Raw genomic sequence first — 19848 nt, forward strand, 5'->3', positions numbered from 1 at the left:
CAACAAAAATTAACAGATAGTTGCAAACTAATTTCAGAGATATCACGTTGAACCCACAAATTTAACACACCCATGAAGACTATTACCAACATGAAAAAAGCCATCGGCGTATTCAGAACCTATGGCATACCCCTTACAGGGAAAAAGAAGCAAGCCCATTTCTATAGAGAGCTCCAGATGGACAAAATCTTTGTAGACGGCTTGGTCTATGAACTGGAAAATGAATTGGACAGGGTACTTACGGACGATACAGCTACCCGGGTCGAAACGCCTTCCGAACTTTTGGAAGAATTGTTGACCGCATAAACTTTTCGATCGGCTAAGGGGTTGACAGTGAAATGAATAAAAAGTCCATCTTCATTATCATTTTGCTGTCAACCCTTGCCTTTGGGTATTATTCCTCCACGGGCGCCAATGAGGTATCCATGCGCTACACCAGTAATCCACAGCTCCCTACTATCCTGCCGTCATCCGAATGGCTGGGAACTCCTTTGGACAGTAAAGGCAGGTTTGTCAATCTCTACCATCCTTTCGAAAGCAGTTTTGGCGACCTGATCAAATGGCAAACGAGTAAAAACCCGCAAAAAGAGGAGAAAAAATCAGAAACCAGAAGGCTTTTGGTTGAGCTTGATTCCATCATCTGGAAAGGAAGTGACGACTATTTGGTTTGGTTGGGACATGCCACATACCTATTCAGGATTGATGGGACGGTTTTTTTGACGGATCCACTGTTGCTGGACAATACTTTCCTGAAACGTGACTCCGATCTGCCGTTTCCGGTTCATCACATGCCCCGTGTGGATTTTCTTTTGCTGTCCCACAACCACCGCGACCATTGTGATGAAAAGACCTTGCGGTTTCTGGCGGAAAAAAATCCAAACATGAAAGTCCTGACGGGGCTTGGTCTACAAACAATAATCGAATCTTGGTTCAAGGGCCATACCGTACAGGAGGCTGGTTGGTACCAACAATATACATTACTTGATTCGGGCCTGAGCATCACGTATGTGCCAAGTCGTCATTGGTCACGGCGCTGGCTATGGGATGATAACCAGAGCCTTTGGGGAGGTTTTTATATTAAGCATGGAGAAAAGTCGATCTATTTCATGGGTGACTCTGGGGCAGGGGCTCATTTTGCAGATATCCAACGCCATTTGGGAAGCCCGGATTACTGCCTGATGGGCGTGGGCGCATTCAAGCCGGAGTGGTTTATGCATCAGGCACATATATCCCCAAGCGATGCGATTTCCGCATTCAATACACTCCAAGGCAAATTCTTTATCCCGATGCATTTTGGGACTTTTGACCTGTCTGACGAGCCAAGAATGGAACCATGGGATATTTTGGTTCAAAATCAATCCCGCATCGAAGGCACCTTGGTCGAGCCGGTCATAGGAAGAAACCTGATGGGTAATCTATAGACCCAAAATCTCCAAATGCATAGGTAAAACACATTTCCTTATTTCGCGGAAAACTTCTTGGACAGGATTTATGGCGGAATTTGGCAATATCGCCAGAGACCGCTTATTTTTAGTTTCCCACTTTTGACAACAAATGGAAGAAAACACCGAACAAGCGCCAGTCATCCAATCCGAAGGGAAAAAATTCTGGAACACCGAGAAAATCGTCAGCCTTGCCGCAGTACTCATCAGTATCGGAACTTTGATCGTCCTAATCTACCAAACCAACCTGATGAGTAAACAGCAGCGCTTGTCGGTCCTACCTTATTTGACCATGGGAAATATGGGAACCTACACACCCAACTACAAGTACATGATTTTTAACAATGGAATCGGGCCGGCATTTATCGAAAAAATCGAAGTGAAATACAAAGGAAACACTTACCCATATGACCTGTATGTTTTCCTTGCTGAGCATGCTGAGGGCTTTTCACAAATCAATAACCTTTTTTATTCCAATCTGGCTGTAGGCACACTGATACCGGCACAGACCAAAGTCGAGCACATCATGATTGAGGATTCTACTGAGGACGGTGAGAAACTTCACGCCTTGCTGAGTAGGTACTTCGAAGAAGGCCTCAGCTTTGAAATCACCTATCGATCCATTTACGACGAAAAATGGCTGATCAAAAATGGCGAAGTTGCGCCTTTAGAGGTAGACTAATCGGAATAATCAGGCCGGAGAAACCACTTGAATCTTTGATCCGAAGAATTTTACCAAACAACGGGGAATGAGAATTATTTATTTAGGTAAAAATAGAATCCCGACTCAAACGAAATCTTCTCCCTTTTTTCTTGCCTCTCCAACAAAGTCCCTGAACTTCCGCTCCCCGTCCAATTTGCATACGACGATCACGTTATCGCTTTCATGTACCAGGTAATTGTCCAAACCTTCAACGACGACTAGCTTTCCGGGGCTGACTTTGATATAGGAGTTGGTAGTCTCGTAGAGAATCGCATTCGCTTCAACTACGTTGTTGTCGGCGTCTTTTTCCTGGATCTCATGGAGGCTTTGCCAAGAACCCAAATCAGACCACCCAAATTCACCCAAGACGACAAAAACCTCGTCGGACTTCTCCATGATACCATAATCGATCGAGATGTTCTTTACCAAAGAATAGGCCTTTTTGATAAAATCCTCCTCAGTATGGGATGAATAGTGCTCAAAACCTTCCTCAAAAACCTCCGCCAAGTCCGGCATATATTTCTCAAAGGCAACGACGATGCTCTTCACCTTCCAGACAAACATTCCCGAATTCCAAACAAAATCCCCACTGTCCAAAAACGCCTTTGCGAGTTTTGCATTGGGCTTTTCCGTGAATGTCTTCACTTTCTTTACCGGATTGCCATGGTTGCTGATGTATTGGATATAACCGTATCCGGTCTCAGGCCGATTAGGGCGAATTCCAAGGGTAATAAGGCGATTGCCCTCTTCGGAAGCCTGCATCGCAATACCGATTGATTTGTAAAAATTTTCCTCCTGCAAAATCAAATGGTCAGCCGGGGTCACGATCACCTTGGCATCTGCGGATTTTTGGACTATGCTGTAGCTTGCGTAAGCTATACATGCAGCAGTATTTCGTCCCATCGGTTCGGTAAGGATTTGGGATTTTGGAACCTCGGGCAATTGCTCCTCGACTAAGTGCTCATACTTCTTGTTGGTCACCACATAGAACTTAGTAGGATCGGAAATTTTCACGAACCTATCATAGGTCATCTGCAAAAGCGTGCGCCCCGTACCCAAAATATCCAAAAACTGTTTGGGCCTATTGTGCCTGCTGTAGGGCCAAAACCGGGAACCGATTCCGCCTGCCATGATGACGATATATGGGGTTTCATGCATGAGATGAAGATTGTGCGTTGTGGATATGCAAAATGGTGGTGGGAATAGATGCTAATTTAGAAACTGACGAGGAATTTCCGTATGGTGCAAACTCACTGATATCATATGACTTGGGGAAACATCAACTTAAGAATATAAATAACCAACCAAATATTATTTCAACTTCAAGGGACTGTCGAGGATTCTATTTTGAGCAACGAATTGATTCGAGGCCGAACGGATAATATTGACCAAAAAGAATATCAATCAATGATCTTGGCACCTATCTAAGATTTGGTTGTGATTTAAAGCAAATTATAGCCAAATTTCTCCAACCGCTAGTAAGATTGATATCAACGGTTTTAATATTTTTTGTTAACTTCAAGATCGCTTTTGTTAATCGCTAAATTTGCGACAAAGGTATAAAACAAATCCTTTTGAATAGCCTACACCCACAAACCTGGAAAAGTAGATATCAATTTAGCTGTGGATCAAAACATAAAAGAAAAACTAAAAAAGATATTTGGTTTCAATAACTTCAGGGGAAACCAAGAGCCCATCGTGGGCAATGTTTTGATTGGTAGAAATACCTTCGTCATCATGCCTACTGGTGCAGGCAAGTCGCTTTGTTACCAGTTTCCAGCCGTGGTAAGTGAAGGGACGGCGATCGTGATCTCGCCCCTGATTGCCTTGATGAAAAACCAAGTGGACCAGCTGAATGCATTCGGCGTCAATGCCTATTTTCTCAACTCTACGCTCAACAAATCCGAAATCACGAAGGTCAAAAAGGAGGTGCTCTCCGGCAAAACTAAGTTGCTCTACGTAGCACCCGAATCTTTGACCAAAGACGAAAATATCGCCTTCCTGAAAGAGGCTAAGCTGAGTTTTGTGGCAATAGACGAAGCGCACTGCATCTCGGAATGGGGCCATGACTTCAGGCCCGAGTACCGTAAAATCAAATCAATTATCGGCCAAATCGGTCCTGAACTTCCCATAGTCGCCTTGACTGCGACCGCCACGCCAAAAGTTCAGCAGGACATTCAGCGCAACCTTCAGATGGAGGAAGCAGACATCTTCAAATCTTCCTTCAACCGTCCCAACCTGTTTTACGAAGTCCGCCCAAAAGTAAAAAACGAGACGAAAAAGGCGATCATCAAGTACATCAAGTCGCAGAAAGGAAAATCGGGAATCATCTACTGCCTCAGCAGAAAGAAAGTGGAGGAAATTGCCGAACTACTCAAGGTCAACGGCATCAGCGCGGCACCCTACCACGCGGGACTTGACCAAGCGGTCCGGATCAAAAACCAAGATGATTTTCTCAACGAGGAAATCGACGTCATCGTCGCCACGATCGCCTTCGGGATGGGGATAGATAAACCTGACGTCCGGTATGTCATCCACTACGATGTGCCAAAATCTTTGGAAGGCTACTACCAAGAGACCGGAAGAGCTGGTAGAGATGGCTTGGAAGGACATTGCCTTATGTTTTACCGCTACGACGACATCATCAAGTTGGAGAAATTCAACAAAGACAAGCCAGTCACCGAGCGTGAAAATGCAAAAGTCCTGTTGGAGGAAATGGCCGCCTATGCGGAAAGCTCCATGTGCCGAAGACGCGTGCTTCTACACTATTTCGGTGAAATGCTCGAAGAGGATTGCGGCTACTGCGACAACTGCAAAAAGCCTCTGGAAAAGTTTGAGGGAATGGACCACCTTATCACCGTCATTACTGCGGTCAAGGAGACCAACAACCGCTTCAATCTCAACCATATCGTCAATGTGATCCGGGGAGAAAGAAACGAATACATTGCCAGCTATGGTCATGACCAATCTTCGGTATTTGGCAAAGGCCTCGAGGAAGACGAGAAATTCTGGAAAACCATCGTCCGACAAGCCTTGGTCATGGGTTATTTGGAAAAGGACATCGAGAACTATGGCGTGATCAAGGTTTCGGAAAAAGGAGAAAATTACCTAGAAAGTCCCTTTTCTGTATCATTCAGCAAAGACCATGATTATGAGCAGGAAGTGGGCGATTCGATCGCGGAAGAGGTCAGCAACAGCGGAAAGGCCTATGACGAAAAGCTGTTTGAGCTTCTCAAAGCAGAAAGGAAGCGCGTTGCCAAGGCAAAAAACCTTCCACCATATGTAATCTTCCAAGACCCTTCCTTGGAGGAAATGGCAACTGTCTATCCCACCACAAAAGAAGAGCTCGCCCAAATCAATGGTGTTGGAATGGGCAAAGTGGCTAAATTTGGAGCTTCCTTCTTGAAATTAATCGAAACATATGTCGAAGAAAACGACATCATCACAGCTTCTGACGTAGTCGTTAAGACTGCCGGGAACAGATCAAAAGTGAAAATATCCATCATTCAGCAGGTGGATAGGAAAATCGACTTGGACGAAATCGCCGACAATCTTAACATCTCCATGTCCGAACTCATACAGGAGATTGAGCAGATCATATACAGCGGTACCAAGTTAAATATCAATTACTACATAGAGCATATCCTCGATGAGGAACGTGAGGAAATCCTCCACGATTACTTTATGTCCGCTGAAACAGATAATATAAAAGTTGCGATGAATGAACTATCCGATGAGGACTTTGCGGAAGAGGAAGTACGTGTGTACAGGATCAAGTTCATTTCAGAGCACGCCAATTAAACGACACTGATTGATGAATATATTGCTATTAGGCAGCGGGGGCCGCGAAAACGCCTTCGCTTGGAAGATTGTAAACAGCCCAAAATGCAACCGACTCTTCGTAGCTCCAGGCAATGCGGGCACAGCCGAGATCGCTACCAACGTCGCAATTTCCCCGACTGATTTTGAAGGATTGGCCGCATTTGTCCTCCAAAACCAAATCGACATGATTGTCGTCGGACCCGAGGAGCCATTAGTCAAAGGCGTTTCGGACTACTTCAAAAACCATCCCACACTTTCCAATTTGCCTGTCGTCGGCCCTCCTAAACTTGGCGCACAGCTCGAAGGTTCGAAGGACTTCTCCAAGCGTTTCATGCAGAGGCATGGGATTCCAACCGCAGGCTATGAAACGTTTACCAAGGAAACAATAGATGCCGGATTGGACTACCTCCATTCCCACTCCCTTCCAATCGTGCTCAAAGCCGACGGCCTCGCTGCAGGAAAAGGTGTCTTGATCTGCACTACCAGGGAAGAAGCCATCGAATCATTCAAAGAAATGCTGCTCCAAAGCAAATTCGGCGCAGCCTCCGACAAAGTCGTGGTGGAAGAATACCTCGATGGCATAGAGTTATCTGTATTTGTGGCAACGGACGGTTTGAATTACAGGATTCTCCCGGAAGCAAAAGATTACAAAAGAATCGGGGAAGCAGATACCGGCCTTAACACTGGGGGCATGGGTGCAGTCAGTCCTGTTCCGTTTGCAGACGCAGCATTTCTACACAAAGTAGAGGAGAGAATCGTGAAGCCGACCGTCGCAGGTCTGAAAAAAGACAATATCCCCTTTGTCGGTTTTCTATTCATTGGTCTGATGAACATCAAAGGAAACCCCTATGTCATCGAATACAATGTCCGTATGGGAGATCCCGAAACAGAGGCTGTACTGCCCAGAATCGGGAGCGATTTCGTGGATCTGCTACTGGCCATGGGAACACAAAACCTTGACGATTACAAACTCGAAATCCTTCCCCATACCTGCACCACGGTCGTCATGGTAGCGGGAGGTTATCCAGGCGATTACGAAAAAGGGCATTCCATTCACGGTCTTCCCGAAGCATCAAAAAAAGAAAGCGCTAAGATATTCCATGCAGGAACCAAGCTTGGGGAAAACGGCGCAGTATTGACCAACGGAGGACGTGTACTCGCCATTACCGGAATGGGCGAATCAATCCAAGAGGCCTTGGAAAACGCCTACGCCACGGTATCCGAAATCTCCTGGGAAGGCGCTTACTTCCGCCGGGATATCGGACAAGACATTTTAAAATACAAAAACTAAACCCAAAACTACGAGGGGTAATCCCCCATGGAAATAGATTATGGCAGGATGTGGAACATGTTCAACCACCACAGGAAAAACCTCCGGCTGCAGCAGCGGAGCGTGTGGGACGGGCGATTGCAATAAAATGAATTCATTCGACTGGCTGTCCCATATGGGCATCCCAACAGTCGACAAGTTTGATATCGTCGAGGTCAAATTCAAGGGCGGCAGAAAAGAATACTACCGCAATGTGGACAACCTTTCGCTCACTACAGGCGACCCTATCGTGGTAGATGTACCAAATGGACACCATATCGGCTGGGTATCGCTGCAGGGCGAGTTGGTACGTCTACAAATGCAGAAAAAGAAAATCCGCAACGACGACAATATCCTCAGGATATACCGCATCGCCACCCAAAAGGATCTGGACAAATGGGAGGAGGCCAAAAACCGAGAAATCCCTACCCTCTACCGCACCAAACAAATCGTGGACGAGCTCAAACTCGACATGAAGCTTTCGGATGTCGAATTCCAAGCGGACAACTCCAAAGCCACCTTTTACTATTCGGCCGAAGACCGAGTGGATTTCCGGGAATTGATCAAAATGCTGGCATCGGAATTCAAAATCAGGGTCGAAATGCGCCAAATCAGCCTCAGACAAGAAGCTGGAAGATTGGGCGGCATCGGCGTTTGTGGACGGGAACTCTGCTGCTCGACATGGATACACGATTTCAAAAGCGTCAATACCTCCGCCGCAAGGTATCAAAACCTTTCCCTCAACCCCACCAAACTCTCGGGGCAATGCGGCCGACTCAAGTGCTGCCTCAACTACGAGTTGGATACCTACATGGCGGCTTTGAGCGACATCCCCGAAGTCGATAAACCCCTGCAGACAGGCATCGGACCCGCCAAGCTTCAGAAAACAGACATCTTCAGGAAATTGATGTGGTTCAGCTACAACAATGAAAACAACTGGCATTCCATCACCTGCGAGCGCGTGGCCGAAATCCAGGAGTTGAACAAAAAAGGCATCATCCCAACAGACCTCAACCGCAACGAGACCACGGAAATGGATCTGCAGATCTCCAAATCCAACATGGAACTGGAAATGCTGGACAAGAAGTTTTCCAAAAACAAGAAAAACAAGAAAAAGAAACCCAAACCACAAGGTGGTACTCCAACCAATGCGAATGCCCCAAAACCGCCTCAAGAAATGAGGGGGCCGAAGAAGGAGGGCGAGCAGGGCAACAGAGGACAAAATAGGCCGCCACAAAGACAGGGGCCTCCCCCACAGCGTCCGGAACAAAAAGATCCCAATGCGCCTTTGGTCGCCAAAAGGGAAAATGTACAGGACCCCAACCAGCCAAAGAAAAAGAAAAACAAAAAGCGCTTCAACCCCAACAATCGCGGAAACAACCAAAATCGGGGCGATCAAAACAAGGCTGACTGAAATGAGAAAGACTGGATTATTGCTGGCACTATGCGGGCTATTGGCAGCTTGTCAGAAAGACAGGATTTTTGAGGAATACAAAGGAATGAACAGCAGCGAATGGAAAGTCGTGGATACGGTGAAATTTGAACCTAATGTCGATGAAGAAAAATTCGCAGTCGTATTGGGCGTCAAGTACAACAACGACTACGATTACCGAAACCTGTACGTGCGCTATACCATTCAAGACAGCCTTGGCCAAACCATCGACAGCAAGCTGATGGATGTACCGCTTTTTGAAAGTGCGTCGGGCAAACCCCTGGGAAAAGGCTTCGGTAGCACATTCACCAAATACGACACCCTTCCGATATCCCAGGCCTTCACCACCATCGAACTGCTGCAGTACATGCGGGTAGATACACTACAAGGCATCGAGGCAGTCGGCGTGAAAGTGGTGAAGAAATAGCCTAACTGTCAGGGAAAATTGTTTAAAATCAAAGATTCAATGAAGATTTGCAACAATTAAACATTCGGCTCAAATCATAACATCCCGGAACTGCCTTACTGTCAATATCTTTGTTTTTCCATACTTTTTCAATTCCAAAAGGTCTTTGTCGCCTGCAATCAAATAATGTGCGCGACTTTCTCTTGATAGCGCCAGCAAAAAATCGTCCTTAGGATCCCGGCAATGACTTTCTATTATACTGATATTCACCCGTCTGGATAAAATTTCAAGAAGCGTGAGTAAGTTTCCGACTTTTTCCTTGTCAAAATATTTTCTGAGGCTTTCACGCAATGTCACCAATCTGATTTAATCGAATAACTGATCACATGTGATGATCTTGATTTTTTCATCAAGAATTAGATCCTTGAGGTATTGGAGTTCCTTTCCGATTAAAAAACTGATCCAGATGCTGGTATCGACGATGATTTTACGTGGTTTTTCCCTTGGCATATAGCTCGGATCTAACGATTTCCACCTCCCTGTCGATTGTTTCTTGGTCAAGATCATCCGTCTTAAAGGCCTCTAGTAGGGATGTCAACTTTCCGTCGATAATCTCCTTTTCAAGCTCCCTCGATAGGCGTAATTTCTCCTTTTTGGACAGTTGCCTGACCAAGTCCAATATTTGGTTGAATTCCAAGTCGATATTGTATGTTCCAGATTTCATAATCCTCAAATTAATAAATTTTGCAATCAAAACCCCCAGACACAGAAAATCCATAAAGCATCACAGCCCCAAATATGAAATCAGAAGACACCCAATCACAAACATCGACATGAAAAACAGAAGTAAAACCCCTAATAACCCAATAACTTTTTAACTCAATAACTTTTCAACCTTCCAACCTAAAACCCAATCTTCCAATCCCCCGACCTTACAACTTTCCAAACCCAATTTTCCAATCTTCCAATTTTTCAATTTCCCAATCTTCCAATCCCCTACCTAAAATCCCTCGACCGAAACAACTCTCCCTGATAGCTTTTTTGCGCTCCTTGGCCCAGCGGAAGGTCCTTGTCCGAGGTTTTCTGATGGGGAGACTTTCTGGCGCGGACAGATCCGATATCCCGCCCTTCGGTAGCCAAGCGGACCAATCCCGTCAGGTTGTGGCAGGTATGCACGACAACGTGGATGACTTCGCCCTCGACCTGCAGCTTACCGCTCACCATCAGCAGTTTGGATTGGAGGAGTTCCTGTCGGTATTTTTCAAAAACATCATTCCAAACGACCAGATTGGCAAAACCCGTCTCATCCTCGATGGTGACAAACAACACCCCTTTTGCCGTCTCGGGCCGCTGCCGCATCGTAATAAGGCCGCAAACTTTGACTGCCGCACCGTTTTTCAAACTACCCAATCCGGCCGTGGTCGTCACCCGCAATTGCTCCAAGCTATCCCTCACGAAGCTCACAGGATGCGCCTTGAGGGATAGTGAAACCGTGGCATAATCCTGCAAGACATGCTCCATGGGAGAAATTCCGGGAAGAACGATCCCCTTTTCCCTTGAACTCTCCGATAGCTGTCCGGTAAACATCCCCACTGGGCGATCGTGCAGGGCCGATACCTCCCAAAGCGCCTGCCTGCGGTCCAAGCCCATCGATCGGAAGGCATCTGCCTCAGCGAGCCTTTCGAGCGTGCCCAAGGATACGCCTGCATTTGCCAAGTCCAGGATGTGGGTATAGGCTTTCCTCCGCGCGGCGATCAGCGCCTCGGCCTGCTCCTGCTGAAGTCCTTTTACCTGTCGGAAACCCAATCGGATCGCACGGCAATTTCCGACCTGCTCTTCGAGTGTATTGTCCCAAAGGGAATGGTTGACATCCACGGACCGTACCTCTACCCCATGCTTCCGGGCATCGATCACAATCTGGGCAGGCTGGTAAAAGCCCATCGGCTGACTGTTGAGCAGGGCGGCTGCAAAGACATCGGGATAGTAGAACTTGAGCCAGCAGGATACATAGACCAGCAGCGCAAAACTGGCCGCATGGCTCTCCGGGAAACCATAGCTCCCAAACCCCTCAAGCTGCTTGAAGACCCGCTTGGCAAACTCCTCCGTGTAGCCATTGGCGACCATACCCTGCACCAGCTTTTTCTCCCATTGGCTGACCAGGCCCTTGGCCTTGAAGGTAGCCATGCTGCGCCGCAAGCCATCCGCTTCCGAGGGTGAAAAACCCGCCGCCACGATCGCTATCTCCATGGCCTGCTCCTGAAAAAGCGGCACACCGAGCGTACGGCCCAGTATTTCCTCCAACTCCTTGGAGGGAAATTCCACGGGCTCCTTGCCACTCCGCCTCCTCAGGTAGGGATGCACCATATCCCCTTGGATAGGCCCCGGCCTCACGATGGCCACTTCGATCACCAGGTCATAGAAGGTCTTGGGCTTCAGGCGCGGCAGCATGGACATCTGCGCCCGGCTTTCGATCTGGAATACCCCCAGCGTATCGGCATGGCTAATCATGTCATATACCTTGGGGTCGTCTTGGGGAATATTGGCAAGGGTCAGCTCAGGACCATAGTGCTGCCCGACGAGATCAAAGGCCTTGCGGATACAGGTAAGCATGCCCAAGGCCAACACATCCACCTTGAGAAAACCGAGGGCATCGACGTCGTTTTTGTCCCACTCGATACAGGTACGGTCCACCATTCGGGCATTGAGGATGGGGCAAAGTCCCGACAGCTTGTCGCGTGTGATCACAAATCCCCCCGTATGCTGTCCAAGCTGCCTGGGAAAACCAATGTATTGCTGCGTGATGTCGATGACCTTGCGGAGATGCGGATCGCGGGGATCAAAGCCTTGGGACGAAAGGGTATTTCCGGCCAGCCATTCCTCCGTCAGCTCATAGCGGGATTTGGCGAGCTTATCGACCGCATCCAGCGAAAGCCCCATGGCCTTGCCCACATCCCGCACGGCACCTTTCCAGTGCACCTGCGTGACCGTGGCCACGATGCCGGCCCGGTCACGCCCGTATTTCCCATAGATATACTGCATGACCTCCTCCCGCCGCTCATGCTCAAAATCCACATCGATATCAGGCGGCTCATTGCGCTCGTCAGACATAAAGCGGGCAAAGAGCAGCTTGAACTTGGAAGGATTCACCGAAGTAATCCCCAAACAAAAACAAACCACCGAATTGGCGGCTGAGCCCCTTCCTTGGCAAAGGATGCCCCTATTCCTGGCAAAATGCACAAAGTCATACACCGTGAGAAAGTAGGAAGCATATTCCTTTCGCTCGATAAAGGCCAACTCATAGTCGATATCCTTTTTGACTTTCGGGGGAATATTTTCCCCGAAATGCTCCCTCGCCCCTTTCCAAGTCAGGTGCCGCAGCTCCTCCTGCGGTGTGCGTCCCTCACTCGTGATTTCCTCGGGATACACGTATTTCAATTGATCCAGGGAAAACTGGCAGGCCTCGGCGATTTCCTGGGTACGCAGGATCGCATCGGGATAGTCCCGAAACAGCCGGTACATCTCGTCGATCGGTTTCAGGTGCCTTTCCGCATTGGCATGCAGGCGAAACCCCGCAGACTGGATCGTGCACTTTTCCCGGATACAGGTCAGCACGTCCTGCAGTTCCCTGCGCTCAGGCGTATGGTAATGGACATCGTTGGTGGCGACAAGCGGGATGTCCAACCTATCGCCCAGCTGGACAAGTCGGTATAGGCGCTTGTGGTCCTGACTGTTGTAGGAAAAGCTCGCAGCCAAGTAAAGTTCCCTGCCCAAAGCCTCCCGGTAGCTTTCCAATGCCTTGACAAATGCCGGATCAAGCTGGAAATCTCCGGTCAGGGAATCGGGCGGCACTACGACAAACTTCATCCCCTTGGCATGCGCATATACATCCTCCCTGTACAAATCACACTTGCCCTTCTCGGTACGCATATTCCCCAGCGTCAGCAAAGCCGTCAACAAGCTGTACGCATCCTTGTCCCTCGGATAAGCCAGCAGGCTCGGCCCATCCAAAAGGTCCAGCCGACAGGCGGGAATAAAGCGGATGTCCTTCCCCTTGGCAGCAGCATGTGCCCGGACGATACCCGCCATGGTATTGCGGTCGGTGACAGCAATAGCCTTGTACCCCAAGTGCACAGCCCGATCAATAAGCTCTTCAGGATGTGAACCTCCGCGGAGAAAGGAGAAATTGCTCGTGACCTGTAGTTCGGCGTAGTTCATGGGATTGATTTTTAAGCAAAAAAACCATGCAAAAACCACTGTGGATTACCCTGTCCATAGAGTCCTAGCCTGAACAGCCAATAGCGGGCGCCGCTTTCATCCTCCACACAGTAATAGTCCCTTGGTGGGCCGGTCTGCAGCCACCACTCCTGCTCTATCCTTTCGGGTCCATCGGCCTTCACAATCCTGAAAATCGTCCCCCTGTGCCGAAAATGCAGCGGAGGATAGTCCGGCAAGGGTACCATCACCTCAATCGGCTCGGGAGGAGAAAGGAGTTGCACGGGCCTGGGGGCTTGGATCGGCCAAGACACATCACCCGCACCCTGCCCAGCCAAAAAGGGGACTTCCTTGATCGAGCGCTCCGGCCAATGATGCTCCTGGGGCAAGTAGCAGCGGATGGACTGCATGCCTATTTTCCCGGCTATCCTGTCGAGGAGTTCGTCCACGACCACATGGTCCCTGCCCGACACCTGCCAAAGCACCTCCTGTCCCTCGACGACTTTCTCGACCAGTGGCGCTTCGATCTCAAACAGCTCGATCCCCAAATCCGGCTCGATGGAGGGTATTTTCAATTCAAACAGCCGAAAAAGATGCCCGGAATTGTGTGAGGCCCTGCTCGTACCGATGGCCACCTGCTCGACTTTGCCATCCAGTCGATAGCCCCTGAAGATGCCCGTACGCAGGCCTTTTCCCTCTTTGGAGAGTCGGGCGCAGATTTTGTCCAAAAGGTGCTTCAAGGCAATCGCGATCCCCGTGGCCGTGGAAATGGGCTCCATGCAGGGCAAGCGCTCCAAGTAGGGCTCCAGGGGCTGCACAGGCTGCAAAGCCTCCGGCTCGGTACCCAAGGCCTGCCCTATCCTCAGGAGCAGCTTGTCCCCAAAGCGCCTGCGCAAAGCCCCGGCAGGCATATCCAAAAACTGCCCGATCTGACGGAAGCCAAGCTTGGTCAAACGCTGCAAGATATCGGCATCCAAACGCAATGCCACCGGAGGAAGTGGCAGTAGGGCTTCCCGCTGCGAGCCCGGCCCGATGATGGGCGACACTTCCCCATAGCGCGCCACCGCCCAAGCCGCGCCGACGGTATCAGCAATCGCCCCCCGGACACGGTAGCCCTTGGCCCGCAGGGTGCCGACAATATCCTTGAGGTAAGGCCGCTCCCCTCCCCAAAGATGCGGACAGCCCGAAATATCCAACACCAGCCCATCGGGAGGATCGATGCAGGCCACGGGCGTATAGCGCAGGGACCACTCGGCAAGCCCCCTCAAGAGCTTTTGATGCCAATCAGGCTTGTCGGAAAAGACCTGCAAGGACGGAAACACCGCCCGGGCATCGGCCAAGGCCATCCCCGGAAACAGCCCGAGAGGGGCCGCCGCCGCGCTGACTGCCTTGACCACCATCCTCCCCCGCTCGGGTGCAGCAGTCACAAATGCCCTGTCCCGAAGTTCGGGCCTTCTGATAGCCAGCCTGTCCGTCGTCAAATGACGAAACCACAGGGATAAATACCGTCTATGCATAGCGTTGGCTTCCTGTAGATATACCCGGACGGATAGTAGGGATTTGGTAGGAAGGCAGGTGTCTGAACCGCCCATTTTCCCAAGCAAAAAGCCAGTTGCCGGGCCTGCCGTTGCGGACTTTCAAGAGCTCCACCCGCCAACTCGGATGTCCCAATCCGGGCATTCCCTCCTCCAGTTCACTCTGCCGGGGGGTAATCTTCCAGCGGGTGGCACAGGCAAGCGCATGCTGTTGGCGGGGCTGGCAGCGGTGGAGAAAACCCGTCACCTTGCTCCGCTCCACGGCGAGCTGCAGGCGCTGGGATTCGGTAAAGCTGAGCTCCTGCAGCTCCCCCACCACGGCGGTCAGCGCAGGGCATTTCAGGCCTTGCTCCAGTACCCAGAGAATGTCCTTTTTTCTCGGCACATCGACGAAGATGAGCCTGTCGGGCGCCAGGCCGAAGTACTTCAGCCCATGGGGAAAAAGGCTGCGTCGGTGGCTAACCCAGAGGCAATAGCCGCCCCGCTGCGTCAGCAGTCCCAAGAGGCCGGCGATAAAGCCATTGGTCGAGGCCGCGGAGCTCGACTCTTGGCTGATAAACTCGTGGATGGTCCCCGTGGGGAAGACATTTCCCGGAAAGGCCGCCTCCAGGGGCCCCAAGCCAAAGGAAACAAAAGGATGGGGCGATGACTTGCTGAATCCCTCCAATCCCATGATCTTTTCCCTCAGTTGCCGGATTATTTCGCTTTTTTCCAAAATTGTTTCCATGGTATTCGTTGAAATCGTATATTTGACACTAATAATGTCAAATGTTAGACTCTAATAATATCAATTCGGAATGGAAAAGGCAAGGAATTTTTTCGCTTCCAACCTGAAGCTGCTGCGCGAACGACGCAGGTTGACGCAGCAGGATATCGCGGACAAACTGGGCCTCACCCGGTCCAAGTGGAACGCCCTGGAATCGGGTCAGACCAAGGCCCCCTCGCCGGAGGATTTTGTGGGGATTTCGGGATTTTTTGGGATCAGCATCGACAGCCTGATCAAAGTGGACCTGTCCAAGCTGGGGGAAATGAAGCTGCGCGAACTCGAGGCGGGCAACGATGTCTATATCAAGGGCGGCAACCTCCGCGTGCTGGCCATCAGCGTGGACCGGGACAACAAGGAGCACGTGGAGTATGTGCCCATCAAGGCCAAGGCCGGCTATATGGCCGGGTACAATGACCCCGAGTTCATCGCCTCCCTGCCCAAGTACTCCCTGCCCAACCTTCCCCGTCAGGGCACTTACCGCATATTCCCCTCCGAGGGGGACTCGATGCTGCCCGTACCGGAGGGCGCGGACATCACGGCCCAATACGTGGAGGACTGGACGGGCATCGCCCCGGGGACTCCCTGCGTGGTGATCCTGAAAGGGCAGCAGGACTTTGTCTTCAAGCTCGTGACCGTCCGCCCCGATGCCAGCCTGCTGCTGCAGTCCCTCAATCCCCTCTTTGAGCCTTATACCGTGCCGGCGGAGGAAGTGCTGGAAATCTGGAGGTTCCATGCCTATACCAGCCGGGAAATCCCCGAACCCGAGACCGATATCCGCCAACTGACCCGCATGGTCCGCGACATGCAGACAGAGATCAAGGAGTGGAGAAGGGGATAACAGATCGATATTCGATATTCAACATTCGACATTCGATATTCTTAATTCAATGAATTCACAATGATGAATTTACAATGATGAATGAGCGGCTCTTCTATGGGGAATGGGAACAGGGATTGGCGATAAGCGATTGGATAAGGGAAATGCCCAAAACATCAAATGAAAAACAGGGACTTCGCCCGCGATGGGACGAGGGATGGATCGAAAAAAATGGTGGATGGATAATTCTATAGTTGTGAAAAATTACTTAGTTTTATAGGAAATATTCCAACAATATTTTGGAAGGTACACCATAAACGAATGCTTTCAACAATTAATTATCGAAAGCAAGACTTTGGTGGCAAGGCTAAGTCAGCAGTATAAATCATGAAGAACTGGGATGAACAAATAGAGTTTCCAAAAAAGGAACCGGAGATTGAATATGCTTACATTCTCAAATCTAATGATAAACCTATTAAGTGTACTCGAGAGGAACTTTTGGAAATTATTGAAAAAAGTGAGGATGTCAAGTTTGTAGCGACACCCTACAATGACAATTTTATTCTCCCAGGTTCAGATTTCGAAACTTTGCAACCTGTCTTGAGAAGAAAAAAGAGTTCTGTTAAAAATAGCTTGCACTTTGGGCTTTTATATATCGTTTTATTCGGAGGATTAATGCTTTCATTTAGTCTGACATCCGATGGTGGATTCTGGTCTAATAGGTCTGGTAAATTTAACTTATTGGTATTTGGCTTGATTCCGGTGTTGAATGGATTATTTGAACTATTCTATCTGCATAGAATTAACGAACTTAACTATTTTAGAGAATCATCCGAGATAAAGTTTGATTTTTGGATAAACCAAAAAAGGGTTGTATCAATTTTTATTGTCGCAGGAATTCTAGTATTAATAACGTTAGTTCAGTTTATTTCCGGAATAGAAAACTCTGTTGAATCGGCTGGACTTGTTAAATCCAAGACTTTGGCTGGAGAGTACTGGAGACTGCTGACTTGTACCTTGTTACACGGCAGTTTGTTGCATATTTTTTTCAATGCAACTGCAATTTATGTCATTGGGCGAATGGTAATTAGGATTGCTGGATTTTCATTTTTCGCAATAGTATTTCTGTTTTCTGGTTTATTAGGTAGTTTTTTTAGTTTAATCTTATTGCCAAATGTCACCTCTGTGGGATCCTCAGGGGGCATTATGGGACTTATAGGTTTTATTCTTGTGATCAGCCTCAAACTAAGGGATAATATTCCAAGAAATATTATTAAGTCAATGCTAAATGCTATAATTCTTACAGCTATCATTGGTATTTCGGCAACCGAAATAATTGATAATGCTGCACATGGTGGCGGATTGATTGGAGGAATGATTGCTGGAACTATTATGATTAGAAGAAAGAACAATATGATTCCATATAAACCGACTTTTTTAATCAATGGCTTAGGGATTTTATCTGTCTTGATTTTACTCGGAGGAATAGTAATGATCTTTAAACAACTAAGATAATTTGGCTCGAAAAAGTTGAGACTCCCTGCGTGGTGATCCTGAAAGGACAGCAGGACTTTGTCTTCAAGCTCGTGACCGTCCGCCCCGATGCCAGCCTGCTGCTGCAGTCCCTCAATCCCCTCTTTGAGCCTTATACCGTGCCGGCGGAGGAAGTGCTGGAAATCTGGAGGTTCCATGCCTATACCAGCCGGGAAATCCCCGAACCCGAGACCGATATCCGCCAACTGACCCGCATGGTCCGCGACATGCAGACAGAAATCAAGGAGTGGAGAAGGGGATAACAGATCGATATTCGATATTCAACATTCGATATTCAACATTCGATATTCTTAATTCAAAAAAAAGAATCAAGAATGATGAACGCCGAACACCGAATCGCGAACTGTGTCCACAAGAGTGCAGCAAAAATTGAATGAAAGCAGGTATTAAAAAACCATTCATCTGTGCTCGCTCGATACAACTAAGCTACTCACTTATTGGAAAATGGGATATCATTGGTGTATATTCAGGAACTTTGGGGACTCAACTCCAGCAAAACCAAGATCCTGATAGCTTTTGAGATATGGGCTCAAGCCGAAAAAGTCTTCAAAAGGAATGAAGTCCTTTTGAAGACTTTTTCTAAAAACCCAAAACCTATGACTATCTGCCCTTTTTAGATGGCAAGTCACCACAGGCATTTAACTATAAACAAGTTAGTACTATTTGGAACGAAGAAATATGAAATGGACTTTATCAGCAATTTTTGCAACCTTGATCTTGACCAATTTAATTGCAAGTCATCAAGTTCCTGATTACGTCATTTACAAAAACGACACAATTCCAATATACAACCTATTGGTTGAACAATATCTTCAAACTCGGAAAGATGATGAAGGTAGATTATTCAATTTGAGTTTTAGAAACTCAATTGACGGTCAGTTAGGAACTTCTTTAAATTGTTGGAGAGGTTATCAAGCCATTTACATAATTGAAAACGATAGTTTGTTTGTTAGCTCAATCATCAACTGTAATTCCTTGAATAACAAAAATCGACATCCCGAAAACTATATCAAAGATTTATTCGGGGATAAAGTCCAAAACGGCAAAGTCTTTATCGACTGGTATAGTGGGAATTTCAGTTTTCCATCAAATTCTAAAGACAACAAAATGTTACGTTGGGATGGAGTATTTGAAAGAGTCTTCCTCTATGAAACTTCTATGAAAATAAAACAGGGAAAAATAATTGACTTTAGTGACGAAAGGAACTACATAGAAGTAGAAAACGGATTAGATAGAATTGAGAGAGATTCAATCAGTAACATTTTGTTTGACCAAATAAGGAATTACAAATGGACTAAACTTGACAAATTCGACTGTGGAGAAAGATATACAATCATAATTGGGAAAAATGGAAAAATAACCAATGTGGTAATGACCGATTTTCAAACTATAGAATCAATCAACGAGTATTGGGATACAAAGAGAGAATTCAATCACTGTGTCAAATCAATAAAAAAGGCTCTATCTAAATTGCGTTTTGACATTCTTAAACGAAACGGTGAACCGATAGAAGAAGAAATTTATGTAGAGATTTGGTTTAATTTAGATGGAACAATTGAAAACTGGACTGATTAATAACTGGTGCCAATTGAGTAGACTTTACTACCGAGTTTCGGCGATAGGTCGCGCCTTATTTCATGGAAAAATCCCGAACTGAAATTCCTGGATTCCCAGGTCCTAGAAATAGGTGTGCTGAGAAAACATGCGGCTTTTTTCAAGGGATGACACTATCCCGAGAAGTGTGTAAATTGATTTTAGGATTGGTTATAGTTTTAGACGGTTTTCAAACATAATCATAAATTGGTTTAGGATCATACCCCAGTCTCGGATGGGCATGGTCCACTTTTTTG

At 47.8% G+C, this 19848-nt stretch carries 16 protein-coding genes and 1 pseudogene; 11 read left to right on the plus strand and 6 right to left on the minus strand.

Translation table 11 applies throughout. From position 1 onward, the window contains the following. Nucleotides 1–72 precede the first annotated feature (72 nt). From L0U89_RS14080 to L0U89_RS14090, 3 genes are all read left to right on the plus strand, one after another. Complete coding sequence (locus L0U89_RS14080; protein ID WP_008630324.1) at nt 73–306, plus strand: hypothetical protein; 234 nt, start codon at nt 73–75, stop codon at nt 304–306. Nucleotides 307–338: 32 nt separating this feature from the next. Further along, nucleotides 339–1421 (plus strand): MBL fold metallo-hydrolase, encoded by a 1083-nt coding sequence (locus tag L0U89_RS14085; RefSeq protein ID WP_234862090.1) that lies wholly within the window; start codon nt 339–341, stop codon nt 1419–1421. A gap of 133 nt (nt 1422–1554) precedes the next feature. After that, complete coding sequence (locus tag L0U89_RS14090; protein WP_234862091.1) at nt 1555–2124, plus strand: hypothetical protein; 570 nt, start codon at nt 1555–1557, stop codon at nt 2122–2124. Nucleotides 2125–2229: 105 nt separating this feature from the next. On the opposite strand, the gene L0U89_RS14095 is transcribed toward L0U89_RS14090, so the two are convergent. Further along, entirely contained in the window at nt 2230–3303 is a 1074-nt protein-coding gene (locus L0U89_RS14095; RefSeq protein WP_234862092.1) for a mannose-1-phosphate guanylyltransferase, read from the minus strand. A 465-nt stretch (nt 3304–3768) separates the two neighbouring features. Between L0U89_RS14095 and recQ the strand changes: the two genes are divergently transcribed. The 4 genes from recQ to L0U89_RS14115 all read left to right on the plus strand — a co-directional run bounded on the left by recQ (nt 3769) and on the right by L0U89_RS14115 (nt 9135). Beyond that, nucleotides 3769–5946 carry a DNA helicase RecQ gene (gene recQ, locus L0U89_RS14100; RefSeq protein ID WP_234862093.1) on the plus strand — a complete coding sequence of 726 codons (2178 nt, stop codon included), beginning with the start codon at nt 3769–3771 and terminating at the stop codon, nt 5944–5946. Nucleotides 5947–5959: 13 nt separating this feature from the next. Then, nucleotides 5960–7258, plus strand: coding sequence for a phosphoribosylamine--glycine ligase (gene purD, locus L0U89_RS14105; RefSeq protein WP_234862094.1), 1299 nt, complete (start codon nt 5960–5962; stop codon nt 7256–7258). Nucleotides 7259–7385: 127 nt separating this feature from the next. Further along, nucleotides 7386–8690 carry a PSP1 domain-containing protein gene (locus L0U89_RS14110; RefSeq protein WP_234862095.1) on the plus strand — a complete coding sequence of 435 codons (1305 nt, stop codon included), beginning with the start codon at nt 7386–7388 and terminating at the stop codon, nt 8688–8690. A gap of 1 nt (nt 8691) precedes the next feature. Further along, the gene (locus tag L0U89_RS14115; RefSeq protein ID WP_234862096.1) at nt 8692–9135 is read left to right on the plus strand and encodes a gliding motility lipoprotein GldH; all 444 of its coding nucleotides are present in this window, start codon (nt 8692–8694) and stop codon (nt 9133–9135) included. A gap of 69 nt (nt 9136–9204) precedes the next feature. Here L0U89_RS14115 and L0U89_RS20630 read toward each other — a convergent pair. The 5 genes and pseudogenes from L0U89_RS20630 to L0U89_RS14135 form a co-directional block, all read right to left on the minus strand. Then, nucleotides 9205–9681, minus strand: a pseudogene (locus tag L0U89_RS20630) (putative toxin-antitoxin system toxin component, PIN family). Beyond that, nucleotides 9602–9838, minus strand: a complete 237-nt coding sequence (gene vap15 / locus L0U89_RS14120; RefSeq protein ID WP_234862097.1) for a type II toxin-antitoxin system VapB15 family antitoxin — start codon at nt 9836–9838, stop codon at nt 9602–9604. Before vap15 ends, L0U89_RS20630 begins: the two are co-directional and overlap by 80 nt. Before the next feature lie 272 nt (nt 9839–10110). Beyond that, the gene (locus tag L0U89_RS14125) at nt 10111–13329 is read right to left on the minus strand and encodes an error-prone DNA polymerase (protein WP_234862098.1); all 3219 of its coding nucleotides are present in this window, start codon (nt 13327–13329) and stop codon (nt 10111–10113) included. Nucleotides 13330–13340: 11 nt separating this feature from the next. After that, the gene (locus L0U89_RS14130) at nt 13341–14843 is read right to left on the minus strand and encodes a Y-family DNA polymerase (protein ID WP_234862099.1); all 1503 of its coding nucleotides are present in this window, start codon (nt 14841–14843) and stop codon (nt 13341–13343) included. Beyond that, entirely contained in the window at nt 14836–15588 is a 753-nt protein-coding gene (locus tag L0U89_RS14135; protein ID WP_234862100.1) for an ImuA family protein, read from the minus strand. The genes L0U89_RS14130 and L0U89_RS14135 overlap by 8 nt, the downstream gene beginning before the upstream one ends. Nucleotides 15589–15658: 70 nt before the next feature. On the opposite strand from L0U89_RS14135, the gene L0U89_RS14140 reads away from it, so the two are divergent. From L0U89_RS14140 to L0U89_RS14155, 4 genes are all read left to right on the plus strand, one after another. Next, entirely contained in the window at nt 15659–16465 is an 807-nt protein-coding gene (locus L0U89_RS14140; protein ID WP_008630304.1) for a helix-turn-helix domain-containing protein, read from the plus strand. 366 nt (nt 16466–16831) lie between these two features. Further along, entirely contained in the window at nt 16832–17959 is a 1128-nt protein-coding gene (locus tag L0U89_RS14145) for a rhomboid family intramembrane serine protease (RefSeq protein ID WP_234862101.1), read from the plus strand. Between the two features lie 32 nt (nt 17960–17991). Next, entirely contained in the window at nt 17992–18240 is a 249-nt protein-coding gene (locus L0U89_RS14150) for a hypothetical protein (RefSeq protein WP_234862102.1), read from the plus strand. Nucleotides 18241–18676: 436 nt separating this feature from the next. Further along, entirely contained in the window at nt 18677–19573 is an 897-nt protein-coding gene (locus L0U89_RS14155) for a hypothetical protein (protein ID WP_234862103.1), read from the plus strand. Nucleotides 19574–19848 lie beyond the last annotated feature (275 nt).

It is taken from the genome of Mariniradius sediminis (assembly GCF_021491425.1).
Lineage (GTDB): Bacteria > Bacteroidota > Bacteroidia > Cytophagales > Cyclobacteriaceae > Mariniradius > Mariniradius saccharolyticus.

Coding starts and splice junctions, on each gene's coding strand:
- L0U89_RS14135 (WP_234862100.1), bottom strand. CDS start 15,588: ATGGAAACAATTTTGGAAAAAAGCGAAATAATCCGGCAACTGAGGGAA.
- L0U89_RS14125 (WP_234862098.1), bottom strand. CDS start 13,329: ATGAACTACGCCGAACTACAGGTCACGAGCAATTTCTCCTTTCTCCGC.
- L0U89_RS14155 (WP_234862103.1), top strand. CDS start 18,677: ATGAAATGGACTTTATCAGCAATTTTTGCAACCTTGATCTTGACCAAT.
- L0U89_RS14095 (WP_234862092.1), bottom strand. CDS start 3,303: ATGCATGAAACCCCATATATCGTCATCATGGCAGGCGGAATCGGTTCC.
- L0U89_RS14110 (WP_234862095.1), top strand. CDS start 7,386: ATGAATTCATTCGACTGGCTGTCCCATATGGGCATCCCAACAGTCGAC.
- vap15 (WP_234862097.1), bottom strand. CDS start 9,838: ATGAAATCTGGAACATACAATATCGACTTGGAATTCAACCAAATATTG.
- L0U89_RS14145 (WP_234862101.1), top strand. CDS start 16,832: ATGAAGAACTGGGATGAACAAATAGAGTTTCCAAAAAAGGAACCGGAG.
- L0U89_RS14085 (WP_234862090.1), top strand. CDS start 339: ATGAATAAAAAGTCCATCTTCATTATCATTTTGCTGTCAACCCTTGCC.
- purD (WP_234862094.1), top strand. CDS start 5,960: ATGAATATATTGCTATTAGGCAGCGGGGGCCGCGAAAACGCCTTCGCT.
- L0U89_RS14115 (WP_234862096.1), top strand. CDS start 8,692: ATGAGAAAGACTGGATTATTGCTGGCACTATGCGGGCTATTGGCAGCT.
- L0U89_RS14140 (WP_008630304.1), top strand. CDS start 15,659: ATGGAAAAGGCAAGGAATTTTTTCGCTTCCAACCTGAAGCTGCTGCGC.
- L0U89_RS14130 (WP_234862099.1), bottom strand. CDS start 14,843: ATGCATAGACGGTATTTATCCCTGTGGTTTCGTCATTTGACGACGGAC.
- L0U89_RS14080 (WP_008630324.1), top strand. CDS start 73: ATGAAGACTATTACCAACATGAAAAAAGCCATCGGCGTATTCAGAACC.
- L0U89_RS14090 (WP_234862091.1), top strand. CDS start 1,555: ATGGAAGAAAACACCGAACAAGCGCCAGTCATCCAATCCGAAGGGAAA.